Raw genomic sequence first — 24,600 nt, 5'->3', positions numbered from 1 at the left:
GACGAAGACTCCTGCGGGAGAAGTGGCCAATGTGAGACCCCGCAGGGAGGTACGACCGAGGAGGCTCACGGGTCACCCGCGGAAAGCGAAGTCTTCCACGGAAATCAACAGCGGGTTTTATAGGCAATACAAAAAAAGAGGCTGTATACTTCGGATAATCCGGTGTATACAGCCCGTCAAATATTGGGGACCAAAGAATACTGTCAAACAACCTTCTATTAGGAGTATAGGATTTCTGCCTCGGATTCTCAAACAACAAATATCGATGTAATCTCCCTTTACCACTGCTTGATGCTCTCGATTCAGAGGAGTTCGTGGATTTTTAGAGAAAATGATAACTATAAGCATATTTTTATTTCTTTCATAGATTTGAAAAAAATCCAGATTGGACTCTTGATAATCCATTTGGATTCAATTATGATGGATGAGAGCACAATACTTTGTGTTTGTTCCATTAACTATAACTATATATTGATTTGAATCAATCAAAACAGTAAATATGGTGTCTATAAGACTTAATAGGGAATCTGGTGTAATTCCAGAACTGTCCCCGCAACTGTAAGTGATGACGAAATAAGGAATTTGCCACTATCTTGGTAAAGATGGGAAGGCCTTAGAGTAGGATGAAGCACGAGTCAGGAGACCTGCCGTATTTATAACGTATGATCTTCTTCGGGAATTGGGAGGATATGCGAGGATAGAATAATAGATTTTTATACATATGTCTGTTATATCATATCATCGTTATTCACTACAGCCCGTCCAGTTTCTAAGGATGGGCTTTTTTATATCCTCTCCCGCAGCTTGAATAGTACGAATGAATTAGATTCGGGAGGAATGAAGAAATGAAACTGATTGAAACAGAAAAAAAATCGTCACTTGTTTGGAAGCTTTGCGGGAAATTAAAAATGGAATATCCTGAGTTGAACATGGAAGGGTTTGAAGAGAAGGTGGACAAACTCGTTCAAGTGAAAAAGGAGCTCTCCGAGGAACAACTTTATCAGCAAATGATTCTGGCCGCCGTCGAAAGAGTTTCAACAGAAGAACCACAATGGACATATGCAGCTGCATTTCTTTACTTAGAAAAGCTCTATCGTTCCAGCAGCCGCTCCAGGGGCCATGATCCTGCAAATCCATATTGTTCTTTTTACGATCTGATACAAGAGCTTGTTCAGCAAAACCTATATAATCCACGCTTGGTGGAAGAGTACTCCAGGGAAGAAATTCAACAGATGGAAGACATGTTGAATCCATCTAAAGACAAGCTGTTTACGTATATAGGAATCGTTACTCTTTCTGAGCGTTACTTAACGAAAACACACGACGGAAAAGTATACGAGCTCCCGCAGGAGAGATTTATGATCATCGCGATGACCCTCATGATGGACGAAGACAAGAATCATAGGCTCAATCTGATTAAAGAAGCATACTGGGCCTTGTCGAATCTGTATATGACGGTTGCCACCCCTACTCTAGCAAATGCAGGTAAAAGTTACGGTCAGCTTTCCAGTTGTTTTATAGATACGGTTGAGGATGATTTGAGAGCCATCTTTGACAGTAATACGGATGTTTCGACTCTTAGTAAGAACGGCGGAGGGCTTGGCATCTATTTAGGGAAAGTCCGAAGCAGAGGAAGTGACATCAAAGGCTTTAAAGGTGTGAGTTCTGGAGTCATTCCCTGGATGAAGCAATTAAATAATACAGCAGTTTCCGTTGATCAGCTGGGACAGCGACAAGGTGCGATTGCTGTCTACTTGGATGTTTGGCATAAAGATATTCACTCCTTCCTGGACGTCCGGTTGAACAATGGAGATGAACGGAAGCGTACTCATGATTTGTTTACCGGTGTCTGCATTCCTGATTTATTTATGGAGGCAGTTGAAGAAAGGGACGATTGGTACCTGTTTGATCCGCATGAAATAAGGAAAGTAATGGGCTTTTCATTAGAAGATTTTTTTGATGAAAGAAAAGGTGAAGGATCATTCAGGGATAAGTACCGGGAATGTGTGGAGAACCCTTTACTTACCAAAAAAACTATGCCTGCCATAGACATATTCAAACGAATCATGATCTCACAGCTGGAAACGGGGACACCATTTATGTTCTACAGGGATAGTGTAAATCGTCTGAATCCTAATTCTCATAAAGGGATGATTTACTGCAGCAATCTTTGTACAGAAATCGCTCAAAATATGAGCCCTACTTTTTTAGAAGAAGAGAAGATCGAAGACGGAAAAATTATTACAGTGAAACATCCCGGTGACTATGTAGTATGTAACCTTGCTTCCATTTCCTTGGCTAAGGCTGTTCAGGATGACGTATTACCCCGGGTGGTTGAGATTGCTGTCAGGCTTCTGGATAATGTCATCGACCTTAATGATTTACCCGTCCTGCAAGCACGATTGACGAATCAGCGGTATAGGGGGATCGGTCTGGGTACGTTTGGCTGGCATCATTTACTTGCTTTAAGGGGCTTGAAATGGGAAAGTGATGAAGCCGCAGAATATTGTGATTCCCTTTATGAAGAAATTGCTTACCATACCATTCAGGCAAGTAACAAGCTGGCGAAAGAGAAAGGACCTTATCCATATTTTCATGGTTCCGATTGGGCAACGGGGAACTATTTTATGCAAAAAGACTATGACGGACCGATTTGGGATGAAGTAAAGAAGGATGTAGCAGCGTCCGGTATTCGCAACGGATATCTTCTGGCGGTGGCACCGAACTCATCAACATCGCTCATAGCAGGATCGACAGCTAGTATTGACCCTTTATTCAGACATCTCTATTCAGAAGAAAAAAAGGATTTTAAAATCCCTGTTACAGCACCGGACTTATCTAGTGACACAAAATGGTACTACAAAACAGCGTACCATCTCGATCAGCACTGGAGCATCAAACAAAACAGCAGGAGACAGAGGCATATTGATCAGAGTATTTCGTTCAATCTCTATGTAAGGAATGATATAAAAGCAAAAGAACTCCTGCTTCTTCATCTGGACGCATGGAAATCCGGGTTGAAAACAACGTATTATGTCAGATCCACCTCTGAAAATGTAATAGAAGAGTGTGAAAGCTGTCACAGCTAAAAGGAAGGGGAATAAACAAATGATTACACTGAACAAAAGAGAGCTGCTCGATGCGTCAGCTCCGAATAAATCCACATCCATCATTAACGGGAAAAGCTCAAACGTCTTGAATTGGGATGATGTCAGATTCTCCTGGGCATATCCCAAATACAAACGCATGCTCGGAAACTTCTGGACGCCTTTTGAAATAAATATGTCTAAAGACATCAATCAATTTGAATCACTTTCACAGAACGAACAGGAAACTTTTTTGAAAATAATAGGGTTATTGGCTTTGCTTGACAGTGTCCAGACAGATTATGCAGGGAAAGTCGCAGACTTTTTGACGGATTCCAGTTTGAATGCATTGATGATCATTCTGGCTCAACAGGAAGTGATTCATAACCATTCCTACAGCTATGTGCTCTCGAGCATTGTACCTAAGCATCAACAGGATCAAGTGTTTAATTATTGGAAAACGGAACCCATTCTTCAAAAACGTAATGATTTTGTGGTGAAGGGATACAGGGACTTTGCAGAGAAACCAACAGTCGAAAATTTATTGAAATCGATTGTCTATGATGTCATCTTGGAAGGGTTATTTTTTTACAGCGGATTCGCATTTTTCTATAATCTTGCCAGAAACCAGAAAATGGTGGCAACGAGTACGATGATCAATTATATTAATCGGGATGAACAGCTGCACGTCGGTCTGTTTGAAAAAATATTCAAGGAAATCCTGTTGGAATATCCTTCCCAGAAAACGGATGAATTATGGGAATTCGGACAATCGACATTCTTAAAAGCTGCACAATTGGAAATCGAATGGGCACAGGAGATTATCGGAAATGATATAGACGGTCTGTTAATGACAGAACTTGAAAGCTACATAAAGTTCATGGCTAATAAAAGGGCAAAGCAGCTTGGGTTTCAGGCGCCCTTTGAAGGTCATCAAAACAACCCGTTAAAATGGATCATCGCTTATCAAGAAGTGGACTTGGGAAAAACAGATTTCTTTGAACAGAAATCAAGACAGTATACGAAAACGACGGATGTTAACGGATTTGATGACTTGTAAAGTTCTCCCTTCCACTATTGAAGTTGGTCGAAACAAACTCTCTCCGGGAAGTTTAAACAATTCTTTATCGGGAATATAGAAACTATAGTAAAGAGAGGAGAGATTTAACAATGGCAAATCAATCTACAGACAAAATGGAAAACAAAGTAGACGACACGTTATCACGGATGTCCGAGGATAAGAAAGAGGATATTCTCTCTAACTTCGATCACTTCAAAGAATATTTGGGAAATAAAGTCTCACTTGCGGATAAGCTGGGAATGAATGAAGAACAGCAGGCAAAAGCTGCACAGAAAGTCGGAGACTATCTTGCTGCACACGAAGAACCCAAAAATAGGGAAGAAAAATTACTATATGAATTATGGAAAGCAGGTAACAAGGACGAACAGCATATGCTTTCTCACATGTTAGTAAAGCTCGTGCATGCGGAATCTTAATTTCTCAACAAAAAGGCGCTTCCTATTGAGGCGCCTTTTTTGTGTCATTTAAAACGATGCAGTTTTTATGATAATGTATTCAGCCGCTGTCCTGTGGAAAGAACGAAGTGTTAATCACTCGGATGAGCCTTGAATGAAAACTGATTCTTCCAGCTCCACCATTACGTTTCCTTTTACTGCTCTGGAAATCATACACGAATGTTCAGCTTTAGCGGTTAGTTTCTTCGCTGTGTTCAAATCTCTATTCGTACATTCACTTGATAGGAGAAGGATTGGACGATGAATAATTTTCTTATATGTGATGATGCCTTTCTCCACTTCAACGATTCCTTCAGATTCCATAGTTAACGAAGCTTTTGGTATATTACTTCTTTCAAGCATCGCAGCAAGGGTAATGATATAGCAAGTTGCTGCCGCTCCGAGAAGCATTTCATCTGGATTTGTGCCGACTCCCGGTCCGTCCATTTCTGGCGGGATGGAGATCTTTGAATTCATGGTTGTCGAATTCAACGTTCCGACATCATTTCTCAGCCCCGGCCAATCGGTCTTAATGAAGAAAGAGTGTTTTGTCATTTGACTTTTCTCCTTTTGAGTCATTTATTTGAGTAGAATATCCTAACGGATGCAGTTGGGCAAATAAAAAAGACTCATACTTCGTGGTTGTAGGTTATAGGCTGGTACGTACATTCCATAACTCTGGAAAGAATTGGTGATCAAGAACCTTCTTGAGATAGCTCACTCCGCTTGAGCCGCCGGTACCTTTCTTATGTCCAATAATGCGCTCGACTGTTTTCATATGACGGAAGCGCCATTGCTGAAGCCAGTCTTCCAAATCGATAAGCTTTTCTGCCAGTTCATATAAATCCCAATATTTGTCTGTGTTTCGATACACTTCCGTCCACGCCTTCAGAACAGAGTCATTCTCCTGGTAAGGAGTTTTAACGTCCCTGTTTAAAACTTCATCATCAATGCTGAATCCTGCTTTTGATAGAGCCCGTATAGAAACATCGTACAAGGAAGGTGATTGATAAGCTTCTTGCAGATGTGATAATAATTCGGGATCTTTTTGATAAATCTTCAATACATGGGGAGTTTTATATCCTAACGCAAATTCGATCATTCGATATTGATAGGATTGAAACCCGGATGCCTGACCCAAGTCATCGCGAAATTGAATATATTCCGAAGGAGTAAGGGTAGACAATACGTCCCAGGCATGAATGATCTGCGATTGAATTTTGGAAACACGTGAAAGCATTTTAAATGCAGGAGATAATTCCCCTGCTTCAATGGAAGTAATGCTCGTTCGCAATTCATGAAGAATCAGCTTCATCCACAATTCACTCACTTGGTGAATAATAATAAATAACATTTCATCGTGATGGCCGGATAGTCTTTTTTGGCTGGATAATAGTGTGTCCAGATGCAAATAGTCTCCATAGGTCATGTTGTTGATGAAATCTGTATGCACACTCTCATTTCCCATAGTTTTGGTTTGTTCTTCCTTCTTCGACACCTTCATCTTCCTTTCTGTACAGCTGGATATTTATATGTACAAACGTTTACTATAAGTACTTCTAGATATCAAATCTAAATCCTTTTTATAAATGACAATAACCGTGCTCACAATCCAAAACGGTAGAATTCTGCCGCTTGCCTGCATATAAATGATTGAATTCCGTAACTTGGGGAAAATAATAGTATCCTTGTTGATTAAGGGGCAAAGAGAAATGAAACTATTCTATTATCCGAAAGAGGTCGTTGTCCGATTTTTCAAAGAACGTTTCTTTGATCAATCAGCCCAGTTAGCCTATTATTTGCTATTATCCATTTTCCCTTTTTTACTTTTTGTGTTTTCATTACTAAGTTATTTGCCCATTTCGGAGACGAATGTCCTGCTTTTAATCAAACCGTTCGCGCCTGAAAAATCCTATGCCATCATACATGACAATATTGAACGTATCTTGTATAACCAGCGTGGAGATGTATTATCCATTTCTATCTTCTTTACTTTCTGGTTATCCTCGATGGCAGTCCAGTCCATGGTTCGCTCATTAAATCAGGCTTACAAAATCGAAAGAAAGAAACCGTTTTTGATTGCTTTATTTTATGACTTATTATTAACGATCGGATTTATGTTCCTGATTGCTTTTTCCCTGGTTGTCCCAGTGGTGGAAGAATACATAAGGCAGGCGCGGTTTGCCAGTGGAAGGCTTCAAGGAGAATGGAGCGAGGCATGGGTAATCGGGAAATGGGGGCTGAGTTCGATTTTTATGCTCTTATTGTTCATTTTTCTGTATATGGTGGTACCGAGCAGAAGAATTTCTTTTCTCCATGTACTTCCAGGTGCTCTACTGGCCACATTCGGGTGGCAGGGAGTTTCCTGGGTATACGGGACTTACGTGAAATTGAATGACTATACACAATTCTACGGTCAGCTCGGCAGTGTCATCACACTTGTTGTATGGTTCTATATTTCTTCTACTATTTTGTTGATCGGGGGTCTGTTGAACGGAAGTGTTGCGGAGAGAAATTGAGTAGAATCCTCGCATTCACTTTTTTTGGAATAAACGAAATATCTATAGAACCTATAGTAAAACCTGGAGATTCTAAATCTCCAGGCTTTACTTTTACCTGACTGCATTTTCTTCTTTCATCATTAAAACGAGTTTCTTTGAAATTGCGAGAAGGATCAGTCCCAATATGATTGCTGTGGCACCAATAGTTGCGAATATCTCCAAATATCCTAAAGTAGCTGTTAATGATGCCAATTGACCAGCGAGCAGACTCGCTACCCCGATTGCGGCCATCCAGACCCCCATCAAGAGTGAGGCGATTTTTACAGGAGCAACCTTACTGACCAAAGAAAGACCTACCGGTGACAAAAACAATTCACCCAATGTATGGAATAGATACGTGAAGATGATGAACATAATGTTAGCACGGGTCACGATGTTTTGTTCGTCAGACCCTGTCTGCAGAACGGCAGGTATTAAAATCATGAACCCCAATCCCAGAAGGATCATCCCGATGGCCATCTTCGTGGTCATGTTCAAATCTCCACGTTTTGAATGAGAGAGTTTTAACCATACCCCTGAAAGGATTGGAGCAAGAATAATGATGAACAAGGGATTGACAGACTGAAACCAGGCTACTGGAATCGTATAGCCAAATACCTCCCTGTCGATAAAGTTTTTTGTATATAATGTAAATGAACTGCCGGCTTGTTCAAACCCGGCCCAGAAGAATACCACGAAACAGGCAAGAATCAAGATTGCCCTGGTACGCTGCTTATCCTTAGGGGATAATGGCATATTCTGATTTTCGTTGTTTTCTTCCGCCAATTGTTTATTGGGTTTTAATCCGACCATACCCAAATATCTTTTACTGAAGACACTGAATATCAATTGGCCGATAATCATCCCTAGTGAGGAAGCTAAAAACGCCCACTTAAAGCCATAGTGCATCGTACCATCTGCAAGAGGCCTTAAAAAAAGATCTTCAGCAAGAAATCCTGCAATTAAAGGGGCAAAGAACGCTCCTAAGTTGATCCCCATATAAAAAATGGTAAAAGCAGCATCTTTCCGCTTATCATTCCTTGGATACAGTTCTCCTACAAGGGTAGATATATTAGGTTTGAAAAAACCGTTACCAATGACTAATAATGCCAGGCCGATATAGAGACCAATCTGGGAATGGGTAAGAAAGATGGTGAAGTCCCCGCACGCCATTGTAATTCCGCCAATCGTAATGGCCCTTCGTAATCCGATATATCTGTCGGTTAACCAACCGCCAAAAATCGGTGTAAAATAAACAGCTCCCGTATAAATTCCGTATATAGATAACGCTTGGGCAGGCTCGACGCCCAGACCTCCGCTTACAAAGGCTGTGGTTAAATAAAGGACCAACAGGGCCCTCATCCCATAATAGCTGTACCTTTCCCAAAGTTCAGTAAAGAACAAAAGATACAGGCCCTTGGGATGTTTCCTGCCTTGAGGTAATGAATCCAGCGTTGAAGAATTCATGTTGAATCACTCCCAGTCATTTTGAATATCCAATCCTAACCTATATCGTTTGTCTTTCTCAGTGAAAATATGTTCTAAGGCCAGTTTTTTTAGCTGTTCCAGTCATTGTGTCCACAAATAATTGATTCCATCACCGATTAGGTTTATTTGTAGAAAAGTCAGAAAAGACGATATAATAGTATAAGTTAATGGTTATTGCTAATTACAGGTATATCTAGCTGTTTATTGGAGCGCAAGACGAAGACTCCTGCGGGAGAAGTGGCCAATAAGAAAAGTGGAAGGGCTTTGCTCAGAGGCGGGTGGCATAAGACGAATCGGCCTGGAAGGCGCACTTTGCCTTCTTGGGCGGTTTGGCTTATGACATGTGCCTCTAAGCCCTGTAGCTGGACAAGTGAGACCCCGCAGGCTTGCCGAGGAGGCTCACGGGTCACCCGCGGAAAGCGAAGTCTTGCACGGAAATCAACAGCGGTGTTAAAAAATTCTTTAATAAAAAGGGGGAGTCAGTATGAGTACATATCCAGATGCAAAGAAAACGATTCAATTAATTAAAGAGCTTGTCGAAATTCCAAGTCCATCCGGTAACACAGAAAAAATTATGACGTTCGTGGAAGAATACCTTTCAGATTTGGACCTTGAAATGACGAGAAACCGTAAAGGGGCACTTATCATTACAATCCCTGGAGAGAATACAGAAAACCACCGCATGCTTACTGCACATGTGGATGCCCTGGGAGCTATGGTCAAAGAAATTAAGAGTGACGGACGTCTTCGGCTTTCGATGATCGGAGGATTCAGGTGGAATGCGGTGGAAGGTGAATATTGTCAAATCGAAATTTCCAGCGGCAAACTATACAGCGGAACCATCCTCATGCATCAAACGTCCGTGCATGTGTACAAAAATGCCGGGGAAGCCAAGCGTGATGAAACAAACATCGAAGTTCGTATAGACGAAAAAGTCAGGAATGCAAAAGAAGTAAGAGAACTAGGTATTGAAGTGGGAGACTTTGTTTCTTTCGATCCGCGTGCTGAGATTACAGACAGCGGGTTCATTAAATCCCGTCATCTTGATGACAAAGCAAGCGTAGGGATGCTTCTTCAATTAATACGGCAAATCAAGGACCTGGGAATCGTGCTCCCATATACGACTCATTTCCTGATTTCCAATAATGAAGAAATCGGCTATGGGGGGAATTCGAATATCCCTCCGGAAACAATTGAATATTTGGCGGTGGATATGGGTGCCATAGGCGACGGCCAGTCCACAGACGAGTACACGGTTTCAATATGTGCCAAAGATTCGAGCGGTCCATATCATTACGGTTTACGAAAGCATCTTGTTCAATTGGCTGAAGAAAATGGAATAGACTATAAAGTAGACATTTATCCTTATTACGGATCCGATGCATCTGCTGCCATCAGGGCAGGTTTTGATATCGTACACGGACTGATCGGGGCAGGAATCGATGCATCTCACGCGTATGAACGTACCCATGAATCATCCATTCTTCATACCGAAAATCTTTTATGGCATTATGTACAGTCTAAAATGGTCTTAGAATAATAAATGAGCAAGTCTTCCTCATGGCTTTATTTGCATGTGGAAGGCTTTTTTAGTTTTAACCTTTCCTTGAACGGGAAGAACTGTTATAGAAGGGGATAAGAATCTTCGGTAATTTAGGAGGTATTTCTCTTATCAAAGTAAGATTGATAAGGTAAAATAAAAGCAATATCATACTAAGAACTAATGTGAGGGTACAAATGATGAATACATATAACCTGTTAGAAAGTATTAAATTAAAAACTGTATATGGGGAATTACCGCCCCAGGTAAAAGACATATTTGTCGATTCAAGAAAAGTAACGGAAGGAAGTATATTTGTCTGTACCAGGGGCTACACGGTAGACGGCCATGATTTTGCAGGTAAAGCAGTGGAAAGCGGAGCGAGTTTGATTATTGCAGAAAAGCAGCTCGATATCGATCTTGAGAAGGCTGCCCTCGTTGTGGTAAAAGATTCATTTAAGGCGTTAGCACAGATTTCGAATAAATATTATGATTACCCTTCGAAAAAACTGAATGTCTTTGGGGTCACAGGGACTAATGGAAAAACGACAGTTACGAATCTGATTCACTCGATCCTGAAAAGGGATCATCAGAAAGCAGCACTTTCAGGTACAATCGGTTTCAATTTAGACGGTGAACTGCTTCCGAGTGAGAATACAACTTGTGATAATCTGACCAATCAGCAAATGCTGAATACTGCTGTTGAGAGAGATATCCAGAATTTTATTCTAGAGGTTTCTTCTCATGGATTGAGTCTGGGTCGATTATGGGGAATCGATTTTGATGTAGTTGCATTTACGAACCTCAGCCATGATCACTTGGATTATCATGAAACTATGGAACACTATGGATATGCGAAAGGTTTATTATTTTCACAGTTAGGACAGGATCTTGAAACGCCTAAATATGTTGTATTGAATGCAGACGAAGAATGGTTCGATCGTTATCATTATATGACACCTCATGAGGTGATCAGTTATGGACTGGAATCAAACGCAGACTTTAAAGCAGAAAATATCCAATATGATAACGATAAAACAACATTTACCCTGCATTCTCCCGAAGGTACTTTCGATGTAGAAATGAAGCTTCTTGGAAAATTCAATGTATATAATATCCTTACTGCAATGGCTTGTTTGTACGCTCGCGGCATGGAAGTAGAAAAACTTGTTGAGATTATCAGTGAACTGCCCCCGGTAAGCGGAAGAATGGAAAAAGTTGAGATGGACGCGCCATTATCTGTTTATATCGATTATGCACATACACCGGACGCGATTGAGAAAGCGATAGAATCAGTTCTTCCGTTCAAACAAAATAAAATTATTTTCCTTGTTGGTACAGGGGGGAACCGGGATAAATCTAAGCGGCCGACAATGGCAGAAAAAGCATCTCTGGCAGATTACGTCATCTTGACGACCGATGATCCACGCTATGAAGAATACGACAGCATTCTTAACGATCTTGAAAAAGGAATGCAACATGACAAATATGCTTTGATCGGCGATCGTGCAGAAGCCGTCAAGCATGCAATTGAAGTCAGTGAACCAGGGGATATCATCATTTTTGCAGGTAAGGGACATGAGGATTATCAAATTATCGAAAACACAAAATACCCTCATAGCGATAAAAATATTGCTATTGAGCAAAGCAAAATTAAGTATGTAACGGCAAAATAAATATGCTTATGAAAGGAACCAAACTTAATCATTGGTTCCTTTTATTCATTTAAAGGATGGTATATAGCAAATAAAAAAGGAGAAGGCCGGGGCCATCTCCTTTTAAATCATACGTTTTGGGTATTAAATGAACATACCAGCAATAGCAGCACTTAGTAATGATGCCAGCGCGCCGGCAATGACTGCTTTGAGTCCAAGGCGGGCAATGTCTGCTCTGCGATTTGGAGCAAGTTTACCAAGACCGCCAAGCAAGATTCCCAGTGAAGAGATATTGGCAAATCCGCAAAGAGCGAATGAAATGATGGCAACTGTCTTATCAGACAAGTTACCGATTTGCGGTGCAAAAGCAGAGTAAGCAACAAACTCATTGATGACAAGCTTTTGACCGATGAAGTTACCAGCCGTTACAGCTTCACTCCAAGGAACACCGATTGCAAAGGCAAGAGGTGCAAACAGATAACCAAGAATTAATTCGATTGATAAGTTATCAGCGCCGAAAAATCCGCCGATACCGCCAAGGATTCCGTTGATCAGTGCAACCAATGCGATGAATGCAAGCAGCATCGCACCGATGTTCAACGCTAATGTCAGGCCGACGCTGGCACCATTAGCTGCCGCATCGATGACGTTTGTAGACTCGGAATCCGCTTCCATATCGAATTCTGCAGGCTCTGGCGTATTGTCGGTTTCCGGAACAAATAATTTTGCCATGACCAATCCTGCAGGAGCCGCCATGAAACTTGCAGCAAGAAGGAATTCAAGCGGTACACCGAGCAATGAATAACCGATTAGTACAGAACCTGCCACCGATGCCAATCCTCCGGTCATGACTGCGAACAATTCTGATTCAGTCATACGGGAAAGATAAGGACGAACGACCAGTGGTGCTTCAGTTTGTCCCACAAAAATATTGGCTGCAGCGGACATGGACTCGGCTTTTCGAGTGCCGAGAAGCTTTGAAAGACCGCCACCCAGAATTTTAATGAAGAACTGCATCACTTTTAAATAGTAAAGTACTGAAATTAATGCCGAGAAGAAAATAACTACAGGAAGGACATTAAACGCAAAAACAAATGCGATATTTGACTTCTCTGAATATAATCCTCCGAACAGGAACTCTATTCCTTCGTTGGAATAGTTTATGATCTGATTGACTCCCATTGTCAGCCATTCTAAGCTGTTTTGCCCCCAAGACGTTTTAAGGACGAGGAAAGCGAATAATAATTGAATCGCTAGGCCGCCAAGGACCGTTCTGAAATTGATTTTCTTTTTATTGGAAGAAAATAGGAAAGCGATTCCCAGGACGACTAAAATTCCAATAATACCCCATAAATATTGCATTCTTTTCACCTCATAATAGTAAAGTAACAAACTTGATGCTTTCGGTTTTTTATTTTACAATTCTTTCAGAAGTCTGACAACCTACATTTACACGTTTTTTTTAAAGTTGTACGGACAAGTTATTGTTTAGTATGCACTACGACAGCGTTTTCATGAAAGGGGATTCAGAAATGAAAATAAGAAAAAATTTTATGGAAGGCTTGGAACAAAAAGTATATATCCATGAAAATAAGAAAGAAGAACTGATTTTGATCGCGATACCGGATATCGAATGGTCTTATTTATTTACATATGAAGATGATGATATTCACAAGAACTTAATTCGATCCTTGAAAAGGGCAGTATCTGACGAAAAAGCTGAAGTGATCAGCAGAAGGATTCTGCAGTGGACGAGAGAAATGTAAATATTGATTTATCATATTACAAAGCATATGATGGGAAGGGAAGACTGACGAGAAAGGAATTTATGAATGAAAAAAGACTTTAAAAAAGAGGTTCAGTCACGAAGGACCTTTGCAATTATATCCCACCCTGATGCAGGGAAAACAACATTAACGGAGCAGCTGCTTTTGTTTGGCGGAGCGATCCGCGCAGCAGGAACGGTTAAAGGAAAGAAGTCCGGTAAGTTTGCAACTTCGGACTGGATGGAAATTGAAAAACAAAGAGGGATCTCTGTTACGTCCTCCGTAATGGCATTTGATTACTCTGACTACAGAGTGAACATCCTGGATACACCAGGTCACCAAGATTTCTCTGAAGATACGTATCGAACATTGATGGCGGTCGATAGTGCAGTTATGATCATCGACTCGGCTAAAGGGATTGAAGCGCAGACTCTAAAGCTTTTTAAAGTTTGCCGCATGAGAGGAATTCCGATTTTCACTTTCATTAATAAGCTGGATCGACAGGGACGTGAACCACTTGAATTATTGGAAGAACTTGAAGAAGTCCTCGGAATTCAATCGTACCCTATGAACTGGCCGATCGGAATGGGGAAAGAGTTCCTTGGGATTTACGATCGTTTTCATAACCGGATTGAACAATTCCGTGTTGAAGACGAGGATCGCTTCATTCCACTTGATGAAGAAGGCGAAATTAGTGGAGACCATTCATTGAAGGATAGTAATCTTTACAATCAAACATTAGAGGATGTGCTTCTCCTGAATGAAGCAGGAAATGAATTCTCAAGGGAACGGATTGCGAATGGGGAACTGTCTCCTGTGTTTTTCGGAAGTGCGTTAACGAATTTTGGTGTGCAGACTTTCCTTGAAACCTATTTACAGTTTGCGCCATCACCTCAGCCCAGAAATTCGGATATCGGAGAAATAGATCCTGTAAGCGAAGAGTTCTCAGGCTTTATATTTAAAATTCAAGCGAATATGAATCCGGCTCATCGCGATCGAATTGCCTTTCTGCGAATTTGTTCAGGACAATTTGAAAGAGGGATGTCAGTAAATCTGCCCCGTATCGGGAAAAATATCAAACTGGCTCAGTCCACTCAATTTCTTGCTGATGATCGGAGTACGGTAAATGAAGCCGTCAGTGGAGACATAATCGGTATTTATGATACCGGTACGTATCAGATCGGTGATACTCTTACAGAAGGTAAGAAATCGTTCCAGTATGAAAAATTGCCACAATTTACACCTGAACTATTTGTAAGGGTAACGGCTAAAAACGTGATGAAACAGAAGCACTTCCAAAAAGGGATCCTGCAGCTCGTTCAGGAGGGTGCGATTCAATACTACAAGACCCGAACCGAAGATGTCATCCTCGGAGCGGTTGGGCAGCTTCAATTCGAAGTATTCGAGCATAGAATGAAAAATGAATATAATGTCGACGTAAGAATGGAGCCGATCGGTTCAAAAATCGCCAGATGGATAGAAAACGAAGAAGATGTGAAAGAGACGATGTCAAGTTCACGCAGTATGCTTGTCAAAGATCGACATGAAAATCTGGTTTTCTTGTTTGAAAATGATTTTGCGATGAGATGGTTCTCAGATAAACACCCGGACATAAAGCTATACAGTTTAATGTAATTCCAATAGAATTAAACCCTCTACAAGTCATCACTTGTGAAGGGTTTTTTTGTTTTTTGAGTTTTATCGCTAGTAATACCCGGGACGAAAGGTCTATTATGAATTAAGGATAAATTTTTTGATATTGAGGTGGTTTTTTGAATACTTTATGCTCGAACTGTGGTATTACAATGAATTTCTATGCATCCGGTAATCTATTTTTATATAATGAACAATGCAGGCGTAAGCCAATTGAAGAATGTATGTTTATGGGTCCTGACTCCTATGTACTGCCCTATGATAATCTTGAAACACTTTACATAAACCTTGAATCATGCTCTTCTAAATTAATCGATGAAGGCTGGAAGTGCTGCATCTCAGCTTCTGACGTTCCTGGCGAATATCTTTCAATAGAAGATTTCCTTAATAAAATGAAATACAGGAAAATGATAGAAGTGATTCAGAAGGGGGATTTCGTAAGCTATTTGCAGCCGATTATAGATCTTGAGAACTTTGAATTGTTTGCCTATGAAAGTCTTCTGCGCAGTGCTGACCCTTCACAGAATTTAAATCCTGGAGAATTGTTCATAGCCGCATCATTGACAGGATTTCACTCTATGCTTGATCAACGGGCAAGAAGAACGGCAATAGAAAGCAGGGCAGTTCACATTGAAAAAGGAGTGAAGAGCTTTATCAATTTTCTTCCTTCTACGATTTACAATCCTGAATTTTGTTTGAAACATACTTTCAGTATTGTAGAGAAATATGGAGTGAGTCCGGAAGATCTAGTGTTTGAAGTGGTGGAAACGGAAAAAATAGAAGATGTAAACCACTTGAAGTCTGTACTCGATGTCTATAAACGGGAGGGCATGAAAGTTGCACTGGATGATGTTGGTTCAGGATTTGCAACGATAGAAATGCTTTCATTGCTTCAACCGGATTATGTGAAAATCGATCGATCATATATTTCAGAGTGCGACAAGAATATTGGCAAGCAGCATTTCCTGAAGGATGTGATCCATACTGCACGGGGATTGGGGATTTCTGTATTGGCAGAAGGAATTGAGAGAAAAGAAGAACTTACATTCTGTAAAGAGATCGGAGTGAAATATGCCCAGGGATACCTGATAGGCAAGCCTGATCTGAACGCACAAAAGCCTTTCGTTCCTGCTTTTAACTAGGCACTTTTCGCACACTTTCTTGATTTCCAAATATCTCTGGCAGGATCTTTTGCATTAATTTTATTGACATCGTCCAACAACGTGATAAAATGAAATCAATAAATAATTACTTTAGCGCTTAAAAGCGTTTAAGTGCGAAATAAATAATTACTTGTCTCGAACAAACCAGTAGGATCTCTCAAGACAGCAGCCAGAGACTAAGCGGAAGGTGGAAGCTTAGGTCAAAGATGATCTGAATTACATTGTTCATTAAAGTTCGTTTTTACAGGGGACTTTTATACAAGAGACAATCCTTTATGAAGCGGGAGTAATCAATCTTGCAGTCCTCACTTGATCAGAGGAAGAGTTGATACTCCAATTAGGGTGGTACCGCGGAGAAACTCTTCGTCCCTATACCAGGGATAGAAGGGTTTTTTTCTTATTTAATTCTTTATTTAAACTTCTATCTCATCTTATGGATTCAAATACAACCCACACTTAAGGAAGTGACATCAATTATGTTAAATATCAAACCTGTTCTGAAGCCTAAATTGTTAGAAGCTATTTCTATTTTAGTCATCATACTAGCGACAATCAGTATCAGTATCATTCGTTTAGGTGCTGTACCTCATATCCCGATTATCATTTCTATATTCATACTGATGATGTATGGTTTGATACGTAAAAGCAAGTTTAAAGATATAGAAGAAGGGATGATCTTAGGGGCTCAAGGCGGACTTGGAGCCGTTCTTTTATTCATATTTATCGGGCTGCTTATCAGCAGCTGGTTAATTAGCGGTACGATTCCGACCTTAATGTTTTTTGGTTTTGAATTTGTCTCTCCTTATTACTTTTACGCTATTGCTTTTCTGCTGACTTCCTTAAGCGGAGTGATGATCGGCAGCTCGTTAACAACTGCAGCGACGATCGGTGTAGCATTGATCGGAATCGGAGAAGCCATGGGGCTATCCATGGCGGTTACAGCCGGAGCTATCGTGTCGGGTGCATTTTTCGGTGATAAGATGTCTCCGCTATCAGACACCACAAATCTTGCTTCATCTATTGTGAAAGTGGATTTGTTTACGCATATTCGCAACATGGCTTGGACGACTGTCCCTGCATTCATTATTACTTTGGTTGTTTTTCTCATTTTATCACCGGGCAAACAGGACGTCGATTTATCAGAGCTGCAAGCAATACAAGATGGATTGACTCAATCAGGACTTATACACTGGTACAGCTCTATCCCTGTCTTTGTCCTATTGCTCCTCATTGCGCTTAAGGTTCCTGCCTTACTTGCTCTTTCTATAAATGTAGCGGTTTCTATAGGGATTTCCTTCTTTCATTATTCAATGAATGCTAAGGAGCTCTTTACGATTCTATTCGGGGGATTCACTTCAAAAACCGGAGTGGAAGCCGTCGATTCACTTTTAACCAGAGGCGGGGTAGAAAGTATGATGTTTACGATTTCTTTAGTCATTCTTTCATTAAGCCTTGGCGGATTGTTATTTAAGCTTGGCATCATTCCTGTCTTGCTTTCCAAACTGTCTGGTGTGATCGGTACTGCCAAACGGACCATTTTAACAGCTGCTCTCTCGGCAATCGGGATAAATGTGGTGGTAGGTGAACAGTATTTATCCATTCTTTTGACAGGGGAAGCTTTTCAGACTCAATTCAAGAAACTCGGCCTGCACCCAAAAAATCTATCCAGAACGCTTGAAGATGCAGGAACGGTTGTAAACCCTTTAGTTCCTTGGAGTGTGTGCGGTATTTTTCTCACGGATGTCCTTGGGGTAACTACCCTGGAATACCTTCCGTTTGCTGTCTTTTGCTTTGTATCACCTCTGATTACGATCCTTTATGGATTTACTGGATGGACGATTAAACGAGATAATACTGAAATGAAACCGGCAGTTAATCAGTAAATGATCTAACAGACTAGTGTAAATGGTTATCAGTCTGCAAATTAGATAAGAAAAAAGACTGTTCCGCTTCGAATAGACAAGGTGAAACCTTGAACTGCATGTCTATTCTTGCCGGAGCAGTCTTTTTTGTGAAGTTTGATGGAAGCCAGGGAAATGACGGTGGCACACAAACTTACCCCCCTGGATAAATGCGATGTGCAGTGAAGGTAATATAAAAATGTAGTATGGTTCTTTAAGAAAGAGTATTCCCTGGTTAACCATGAAAATCTCTATCGTCAGAAGAAAAACAAGCGTCATGACGGTATATGGTAAATCGTTATATCTATAGTAAATAATAAGGGTGTAAAGGTAGGTTGTGAAAAATAGATAAACCCCATTGCCTATGACGTTATCTTTTATTTCTATACTGAATAGTCCAATAGGAAGTTCATATAAACCTAATAACGACGATAATATCCACCCTATCGTTTGGGAAAGGGTCATTATTGCGAAATAAAGAGTCACAAAATTTATATAGTGGTATTTCCCTGAATACAAGTATCTCCACCATACCTTGGACAGCATAACGGTCAAACTTAAAAAAAGGATCGTGTAAATTGATTTCCACCAATTATGTTCATAAATATCCAAATATAAGAAAAATGTTTCAATCAAAAAGAACAAACCAATAATAAAGAATATCCATCTGAACCTTAAATGAAAAACGACAATCAATGTGATTGCTACAGGTACTGCAAGAGCTTGCGAAATGATAGAACCCGCTATGCTGTCATTATAATGACTGGAAAAAAACTCGGGATAATATTCATAGCTATTCAGCAGGATAAAGATGACAAACTCAAATAAATAAGCAAGCCCGCTAATAAAAAGCCAAAACAGAATGATTTTGGGGGCTTTTTCCTTTTTTTTCACTAGTATATAGCTCAGCAGGAATACACTTGTGATACTTAAGCACGCAAATGGAACCCAATTTGGCATGTTTTTACTCCTTATTACAAGTATATATTTAGTTTTCTCAAAAAGGCTTAAATTATTAATTTGGTGACCAATGTGTGAACATTTAAAAACAGCGATAGTTAATGATTGAACGTTACTTGTGAAGGACTTATAGTATAGCTAACTGGAATTTGCATACATAGAAAGGGGAGCAGCGTAATTGAAAATCAGTGATTTTTCGATACGTCGTCCTGTCTTTACGATTGTGACGATGTTGTTAATTTTGATATTAGGGGGAGTGTCTCTCCTCAGGATACCTTTAAAACTCATTCCCGATTTGAATCCTCCAGTAGGGGTAGTGGTAACCAATTACCCGGGGGCTAGTCCGGAAGAGGTAGTGGAGAAAGTGACGAAGCCTCTGGAAGAAAGCCTATCTACCTTACCGGGGATGAAAAATATCCAGTCCACTTCCAGAGAAGGATCCAATTTTATTCTCCTCGAGTTTTCATGGACTACTTCAATTGATGAAATTGAAAATGATGTACTACAGCGAATCGATCAATCACCCTTACCTGACGCTGCACAGGAACCCAGGTTCTTAAAGTTTGATCCTGCTCAGTTTCCTATCATTCAAGTATCACTAAGAGAAGAGGGGGACGGGAGCAATCTTAAAGCTCTCTCTGAAAAATTGAAATTGGAACTCACTCGGGTAGAAGGAGTTGCAAATGTAAATGTTTCAGGTTCATTCAATGATGAGGTCGTCATTGAATTGGATCAGCAGGCATTGAAGAAGAATCGACTGAAGCAGGCTGATATCGTCAATACGATTCGAGCCAACAATATTACTTCTCCAGGTGACACCATTGATACAGATGGTCAGACTTTGACGACACGCGTCATCAGCCAATTGCAAAATGTTGATGAAATAAAGAAGCTCGTTGTGGGAGTGAACCCGCAAACAGGGAAAAACATTACATTGTCAGATGTGGCAACTGTGGAACAGAAGGAGGAAAGTACGAATACATCAACGCGTGCAAATCAGGAGCCCGCTGTACTATTCAGCGTCCTCCAACAATCCGATGCTAATACCGCTTCTGTATCTAAGTCGTTTCAACAGGAATTGGACCGGTTGTTGGGACAGGAACAATATCAATCAATTAAAGCCAATATCCTATTTGATCAAGGAGACTATATTTCAGAAGCAATAGGTAATATAACCAATTCATTATTGATTGGCGGAGCCTTTGCCATGCTGGTGTTGTTCTTATTCCTTAAAAATGTAAAAAGTCCATTGATAATAGGGGTGGCCATTCCTTATTCGGTCATTGTGACTTTTGTTCTCATGTTCTTTGCGGATTTTACTTTAAATATCATGACCCTCGGAGCCCTTGCACTTGGAATCGGGATGCTTGTAGATAATGCGATTGTGGTCATAGAAAATATCTATAGACATCTTTCTCTGGGGAAAGACGCAAGGACTGCTTCAAGTGAAGGTGCAAAGGAAGTGGGGGGTGCCATCACGGCATCAACTTTAACAACAGTAGCTGTTTTCCTCCCAGTTGTGTTCATATCGGGATTATTAGGGGAGCTATTTACTGAGTTCGCTCTCACCATATCATTTAGCTTACTTGCTTCTTTAGTCGTTGCACTTACTGTGATCCCGATGCTTGCAAGCAGACTCTTAAAGAAGCCAAAAGGAAATCTTGAAGCAAGGCGCAGGCGTTCAATGACCCGCAAGCGATTCGTTCAAAGCATTAAATGGTCTTTGCGCCATAGATTCGTTATTTTATTTATAACGGTCATTACCCTAGCTGCAGGCGGCTATGGGCTGACGACTGTAGGGACACAATTTCTGCCTCCTACAGACGAGGGATTCTTCAATATGAGAGTCGAGCTGGAAAACGGTTCCTCAATTAAAGAAACGAATGAAACTGTTAAAGCGATTGAAAAGAATTTAGAGGGGCATAAAGACGTCGATGTGTTTGTAAGCCTTGTAGGGACTACTCAGGAAGAATCATTCAGGGGTTCTGAGAAAGGAAATATTGCTGAAATTTACGTGAAGATGAAACCTCTTGAAGAAAGGGATCGCTCCATCTTCGAGTTTGCGGATGACATAAAACCTGAAGTTGAAAAAGCAGCAGAAAGCGTGAATGAATCAGCTGAAATTTCATTCAATTTGCAGTCGACTTCCGGAACGAGTCCTCAAACGTTGACGTTCAACGTTCGTGACACCGATCAGGAACGCTTGGATAAATCTGTAGACCGTTTATATGACTCACTGAAAGATATGGAAAATGTAACAGCACTTAGTACAGACAAGATGGAAACTGTAAAAGAAATACAAATGAATGTTGATAAGGATGAAGCTTTAAAACAAGGTCTTGCTCCCGCACAAATAGGAAGTGCCGTTCAAGACATCACAAGAGGGGTTATGGCTACTCAAATTGTTACAAAAGAATCGGATGTGCTCAGTGTCTTTGTTCAATATGACCGGAATATCACAGAGAATCTCGACGCATTAAAAAAACTGCTTATTCCAAACGGAAGAGGAGAGTATATTGCACTTGATTCAGTGGTAGACTTCAGCATAGAAGATGGGCCGGTCAGTATTCAAAGAATTGATCAACAGCATGCAGTCCAATTTGACTTGCAGTATTCCTCCTCTACCAACCTTGGAGCAATTTCCTCGGCAGTCGATGAAAGAATCGAGAAGCTGAATCTTTCTGATGCAACCCAGGTTTCATTCAGTGGAGATAGAGAGCTGCTTGAAGACTCCATTGATGATATGGCACTTGCATTAGGACTTGCAATTGTGCTTGTATATTTGGTGATGGCAGCACAATTCGAGTCATTCAAGTATCCATTTGTTATCATGTTCACCGTTCCATTAATGGTAATAGGAGTAGCTCTGGCACTCACCATTACCCAAACACCAATCAGTATATCTGCCATCATCGGCGTGATTGTATTAGCTGGTATAGTCGTTAATAACGCAATCGTCATCGTTGATTACATCAATCAGCGGAAAACAACTGCTCCGAACAGTTTTGAGGCAATCGTCGAAGCCGTCCAAGATCGTACACGCCCGATACTTATGACAGCCCTTACCACTATCCTAGGTCTGCTTCCGTTGGCTCTTGGGATCGGCGAAGGAACAGAAATCAACCAGCCTATGGGCATTGCAGTAATCGGTGGTCTTGTCAGCAGTACTTTATTGACTATTTATGTCATACCGGTTGTTTATAGTTTCTTCGATAAAGAAACGAGACGGATGAAAAAAAGAAAAAAATACACGTATAAGTTTTAGTGGAAAATCAGCCTGGTCGGAAATTGTAGACCAGGGTGATTTTTTGATTATATCTACCCAACGGCCTGATCCACTTCTAAATATTAAATGAAAGTGCGTAATAATTGGGAGAGGAATGGTAAAAATAAGCGGAGATACATCTATAGGAGGATTCTCGAGATGTTACTTTCCCTTAATGTACATACGAGCCAGCTGAAAATGTTAATAATATCAGTCCATTCACTCATATACCGGAAGACTTCTCCTTTAATAAGGGGATATTCATGAAGAAAGCCATCACGAAAACAGAAGGGATTCTCTGGAGTATTGCCCTTCCCGGGTTTCCGCAATTATTGGTGGGCTTATGGTTTAAGGGAACGTTATTTGTGTTGCTTGAAATCATTATCAACGTCCAAAGCAATTTTAATCAGGCAATCATGTACAGTTTTTTGGGGGAAACACTTAAAGCTGCATCAGTGATCGACTATCAATGGCTGATGTTTTATCCTTGTCTTTATATGTTTGCTATGTGGGATGCTTATAAAATAGCATTAGCAGAAGAAGAGGAGTATGCATTCTTGCCGTTCGTGATCTCGGCATATTTGGTCACTGTTGGACTTATGTATTCTCCCAGAGTATATTTGTTCGGAAAATTCATTGGGCCCATTTTTTTTCCGATGATGTGCGTCATACCGGGAGTCTTTATCGGTTTAGCACTAAGGTCATTTTTACTGAGGTTTCGATAACGCATATTTCTTTACGAACATTTAATTTTGAAGTAAAATGAAAGTATAAATTATACGTTTTCTACCTGTCAAAGGGGAGTAGCTATAGGCTTCGGCCTAAACAAAGTCGTCATTTCATGGACTTTCCATCGGCTTTGTTGGCATTTTGATAAATGCTAAGCAAGACCTTTGCCTTATTAGGCAAAGGTCTTTTTTATTTTTTTAAAAATCTTTGCCTAATGGAAAACTAATTGTGAGATCAGGAGGGACTTTCATTTTATGGATGCATCAATGTTATTAGAATATGGATGGGTATTGCTTATACTGGTGGGATTGGAAGGTATTCTGGCAGCCGATAACGCGGTGGTCATGGCAGTCATGGTGAAGCATTTACCAGTAGAACAGCGGAAAAAAGCTCTATTTTATGGGTTGTTAGGCGCATTTGTTTTTAGATTTCTCGCTCTTTTCATGATTTCATTCCTAGTGGATGTTTGGCAGGTTCAGGCAATAGGTGCGATTTACCTTTTCTATGTTGCTATACATCATTTTATCAAAAAGAAAAAAGATACAGGAGCGGTGGAAGGAGAACCAGCCAATGCAAAAGGTTCAGGCTTTTGGACAACAGTGTTAAAAGTAGAGCTTGCGGACATTGCATTTGCAGTGGACTCAATGCTAGCTGCAGTGGCTCTTGCGGTAACCCTTCAGCCTGCAGGATGGTTTCAAATAGGGGGGATTGACGGCGGACAATTTACTGTCATGTTCCTCGGAGGTGTCATCGGACTTGTCATCATGCGATTTGCTGCAACATGGTTCGTTAAATTGCTGGAGAAATACCCAACTCTGGAATCCACAGCTTTCTTAATTGTTGGATGGGTCGGTGTAAAGTTAGCGGTATTCACATTGGCACACCCTGAAGTGGCTATTTTAGATCATCATTTTCCTGAATCCAAAGGGTGGAAAGCTATCTTCTGGAGTGTGCTTATACTTCTAGCTGCCGGTGGATATTTATTATCGAGAAGGACTGCCAAGAAAACAGAACAGAAACAAGTTGAAACAGAAACAAAATAATCATGTCAGAAAACTGATGCCGCGTCCAATAGCAGCATCAGCTTTTTCTTTATCCAAGATATATCCGAGTGTTATTGAGTAAGTATTATTAATCTTTATTGTGTTTTATTAAAACGGGTTCTAGCAGTTGATTGGAGTGAAAGACGAAGACTCCTGCGGGAGAAGCGTGACAGGTGAGACCTGTCCAGCTCTGGCGGCTACCCCCTCGAGGTCATAAGCTAAATGGTCCAAGAAGGCAAAAGGCGCCTTCCCGGCCCATTCATCTTATGCTTGTCGGGGCTGAGCAAGCCGCCTCC

18 protein-coding genes and 2 riboswitches are annotated in these 24,600 nt (G+C 40.7%); of the genes, 13 read left to right on the top strand and 5 right to left on the bottom strand.

The window, feature by feature from the left end; genetic code table 11:
* The first annotated feature begins 483 nt into the window (after positions 1-483).
* Positions 484-666: riboswitch (cobalamin riboswitch) on the top strand.
* A 179-nt stretch (positions 667-845) separates the two neighbouring features.
* The 3 genes from AAEO50_RS19445 (at position 846) to AAEO50_RS19435 (ending at position 4,583) form a co-directional block, all read left to right on the top strand.
* Entirely contained in the window at positions 846-3,089 is a 2,244-nt protein-coding gene (locus AAEO50_RS19445; RefSeq protein WP_341986018.1) for a ribonucleoside-diphosphate reductase subunit alpha, read from the top strand.
* A 19-nt stretch (positions 3,090-3,108) separates the two neighbouring features.
* Entirely contained in the window at positions 3,109-4,146 is a 1,038-nt protein-coding gene (locus AAEO50_RS19440) for a ribonucleotide-diphosphate reductase subunit beta (protein WP_341986017.1), read from the top strand.
* 110 nt (positions 4,147-4,256) lie between these two features.
* Positions 4,257-4,583: a DUF3243 domain-containing protein gene (locus AAEO50_RS19435; protein WP_341986016.1), complete on the top strand. Its 327-nt coding sequence runs from the start codon at positions 4,257-4,259 to the stop codon at positions 4,581-4,583.
* A 114-nt stretch (positions 4,584-4,697) separates the two neighbouring features.
* Here the strand turns inward: AAEO50_RS19435 and AAEO50_RS19430 are convergent, their stop codons facing one another.
* Both AAEO50_RS19430 and kynA read right to left on the bottom strand, forming a co-directional pair.
* Positions 4,698-5,156 (bottom strand): OsmC family protein, encoded by a 459-nt coding sequence (locus AAEO50_RS19430; protein WP_341986015.1) that lies wholly within the window; start codon positions 5,154-5,156, stop codon positions 4,698-4,700.
* 94 nt (positions 5,157-5,250) lie between these two features.
* Positions 5,251-6,105 carry a tryptophan 2,3-dioxygenase gene (gene kynA / locus AAEO50_RS19425; RefSeq protein WP_341986014.1) on the bottom strand — a complete coding sequence of 285 codons (855 nt, stop codon included), beginning with the start codon at positions 6,103-6,105 and terminating at the stop codon, positions 5,251-5,253.
* Between the two features lie 208 nt (positions 6,106-6,313).
* Between kynA and AAEO50_RS19420 the strand changes: the two genes are divergently transcribed.
* Complete coding sequence (locus AAEO50_RS19420) at positions 6,314-7,120, top strand: YihY/virulence factor BrkB family protein (protein WP_341986013.1); 807 nt, start codon at positions 6,314-6,316, stop codon at positions 7,118-7,120.
* A 93-nt stretch (positions 7,121-7,213) separates the two neighbouring features.
* On the opposite strand, the gene AAEO50_RS19415 is transcribed toward AAEO50_RS19420, so the two are convergent.
* Positions 7,214-8,608: a peptide MFS transporter gene (locus AAEO50_RS19415; protein ID WP_341986012.1), complete on the bottom strand. Its 1,395-nt coding sequence runs from the start codon at positions 8,606-8,608 to the stop codon at positions 7,214-7,216.
* A gap of 505 nt (positions 8,609-9,113) precedes the next feature.
* On the opposite strand from AAEO50_RS19415, the gene AAEO50_RS19410 reads away from it, so the two are divergent.
* Positions 9,114-10,169: a M42 family metallopeptidase gene (locus AAEO50_RS19410; RefSeq protein WP_341986011.1), complete on the top strand. Its 1,056-nt coding sequence runs from the start codon at positions 9,114-9,116 to the stop codon at positions 10,167-10,169.
* A gap of 200 nt (positions 10,170-10,369) precedes the next feature.
* On the top strand, positions 10,370-11,845 hold the full coding sequence (locus AAEO50_RS19405) for a UDP-N-acetylmuramoyl-L-alanyl-D-glutamate--2,6-diaminopimelate ligase (RefSeq protein WP_341986010.1): 1,476 nt from the start codon (positions 10,370-10,372) through the stop codon (positions 11,843-11,845).
* Between the two features lie 123 nt (positions 11,846-11,968).
* Here AAEO50_RS19405 and AAEO50_RS19400 read toward each other — a convergent pair whose 3' ends face one another.
* Positions 11,969-13,186: a NupC/NupG family nucleoside CNT transporter gene (locus tag AAEO50_RS19400; RefSeq protein ID WP_341986009.1), complete on the bottom strand. Its 1,218-nt coding sequence runs from the start codon at positions 13,184-13,186 to the stop codon at positions 11,969-11,971.
* 170 nt (positions 13,187-13,356) lie between these two features.
* Between AAEO50_RS19400 and AAEO50_RS19395 the strand changes: the two genes are divergently transcribed.
* From AAEO50_RS19395 to nhaC, 4 genes are all read left to right on the top strand, one after another.
* Positions 13,357-13,590 carry a YueH family protein gene (locus tag AAEO50_RS19395; protein ID WP_341986008.1) on the top strand — a complete coding sequence of 78 codons (234 nt, stop codon included), beginning with the start codon at positions 13,357-13,359 and terminating at the stop codon, positions 13,588-13,590.
* Positions 13,591-13,656: 66 nt separating this feature from the next.
* Positions 13,657-15,225: a peptide chain release factor 3 gene (locus AAEO50_RS19390; RefSeq protein WP_341986007.1), complete on the top strand. Its 1,569-nt coding sequence runs from the start codon at positions 13,657-13,659 to the stop codon at positions 15,223-15,225.
* A gap of 137 nt (positions 15,226-15,362) precedes the next feature.
* Entirely contained in the window at positions 15,363-16,385 is a 1,023-nt protein-coding gene (locus AAEO50_RS19385; RefSeq protein ID WP_341986006.1) for an EAL domain-containing protein, read from the top strand.
* Positions 16,386-16,882: 497 nt separating this feature from the next.
* Positions 16,883-18,289, top strand: coding sequence for a Na+/H+ antiporter NhaC (gene nhaC / locus AAEO50_RS19380; RefSeq protein ID WP_341986005.1), 1,407 nt, complete (start codon positions 16,883-16,885; stop codon positions 18,287-18,289).
* A gap of 102 nt (positions 18,290-18,391) precedes the next feature.
* On the opposite strand, the gene AAEO50_RS19375 is transcribed toward nhaC, so the two are convergent.
* A complete protein-coding gene (locus AAEO50_RS19375; RefSeq protein WP_341986004.1) occupies positions 18,392-19,267 on the bottom strand; it encodes a hypothetical protein in 876 nt (291 codons plus the stop codon).
* Between the two features lie 178 nt (positions 19,268-19,445).
* Between AAEO50_RS19375 and AAEO50_RS19370 the strand changes: the two genes are divergently transcribed.
* From AAEO50_RS19370 to AAEO50_RS19360, 3 genes are all read left to right on the top strand, one after another.
* Positions 19,446-22,532 carry an efflux RND transporter permease subunit gene (locus tag AAEO50_RS19370; RefSeq protein ID WP_341986003.1) on the top strand — a complete coding sequence of 1,029 codons (3,087 nt, stop codon included), beginning with the start codon at positions 19,446-19,448 and terminating at the stop codon, positions 22,530-22,532.
* A 263-nt stretch (positions 22,533-22,795) separates the two neighbouring features.
* The gene (locus AAEO50_RS19365) at positions 22,796-23,257 is read left to right on the top strand and encodes a hypothetical protein (RefSeq protein WP_341986002.1); all 462 of its coding nucleotides are present in this window, start codon (positions 22,796-22,798) and stop codon (positions 23,255-23,257) included.
* A gap of 61 nt (positions 23,258-23,318) precedes the next feature.
* A riboswitch (yybP-ykoY riboswitch) is annotated at positions 23,319-23,414 on the top strand.
* A gap of 101 nt (positions 23,415-23,515) precedes the next feature.
* A complete protein-coding gene (locus AAEO50_RS19360; RefSeq protein WP_341986001.1) occupies positions 23,516-24,304 on the top strand; it encodes a TerC family protein in 789 nt (262 codons plus the stop codon).
* Positions 24,305-24,600 lie beyond the last annotated feature (296 nt).

This window comes from Rossellomorea oryzaecorticis, assembly GCF_038405515.1.
Classification (GTDB): domain Bacteria; phylum Bacillota; class Bacilli; order Bacillales; family Bacillaceae_B; genus Rossellomorea; species Rossellomorea oryzaecorticis_A.
The sequence above is the reverse complement of the archived record's forward strand: the minus strand, read 5'-3'. Positions and strand labels throughout refer to the sequence as shown.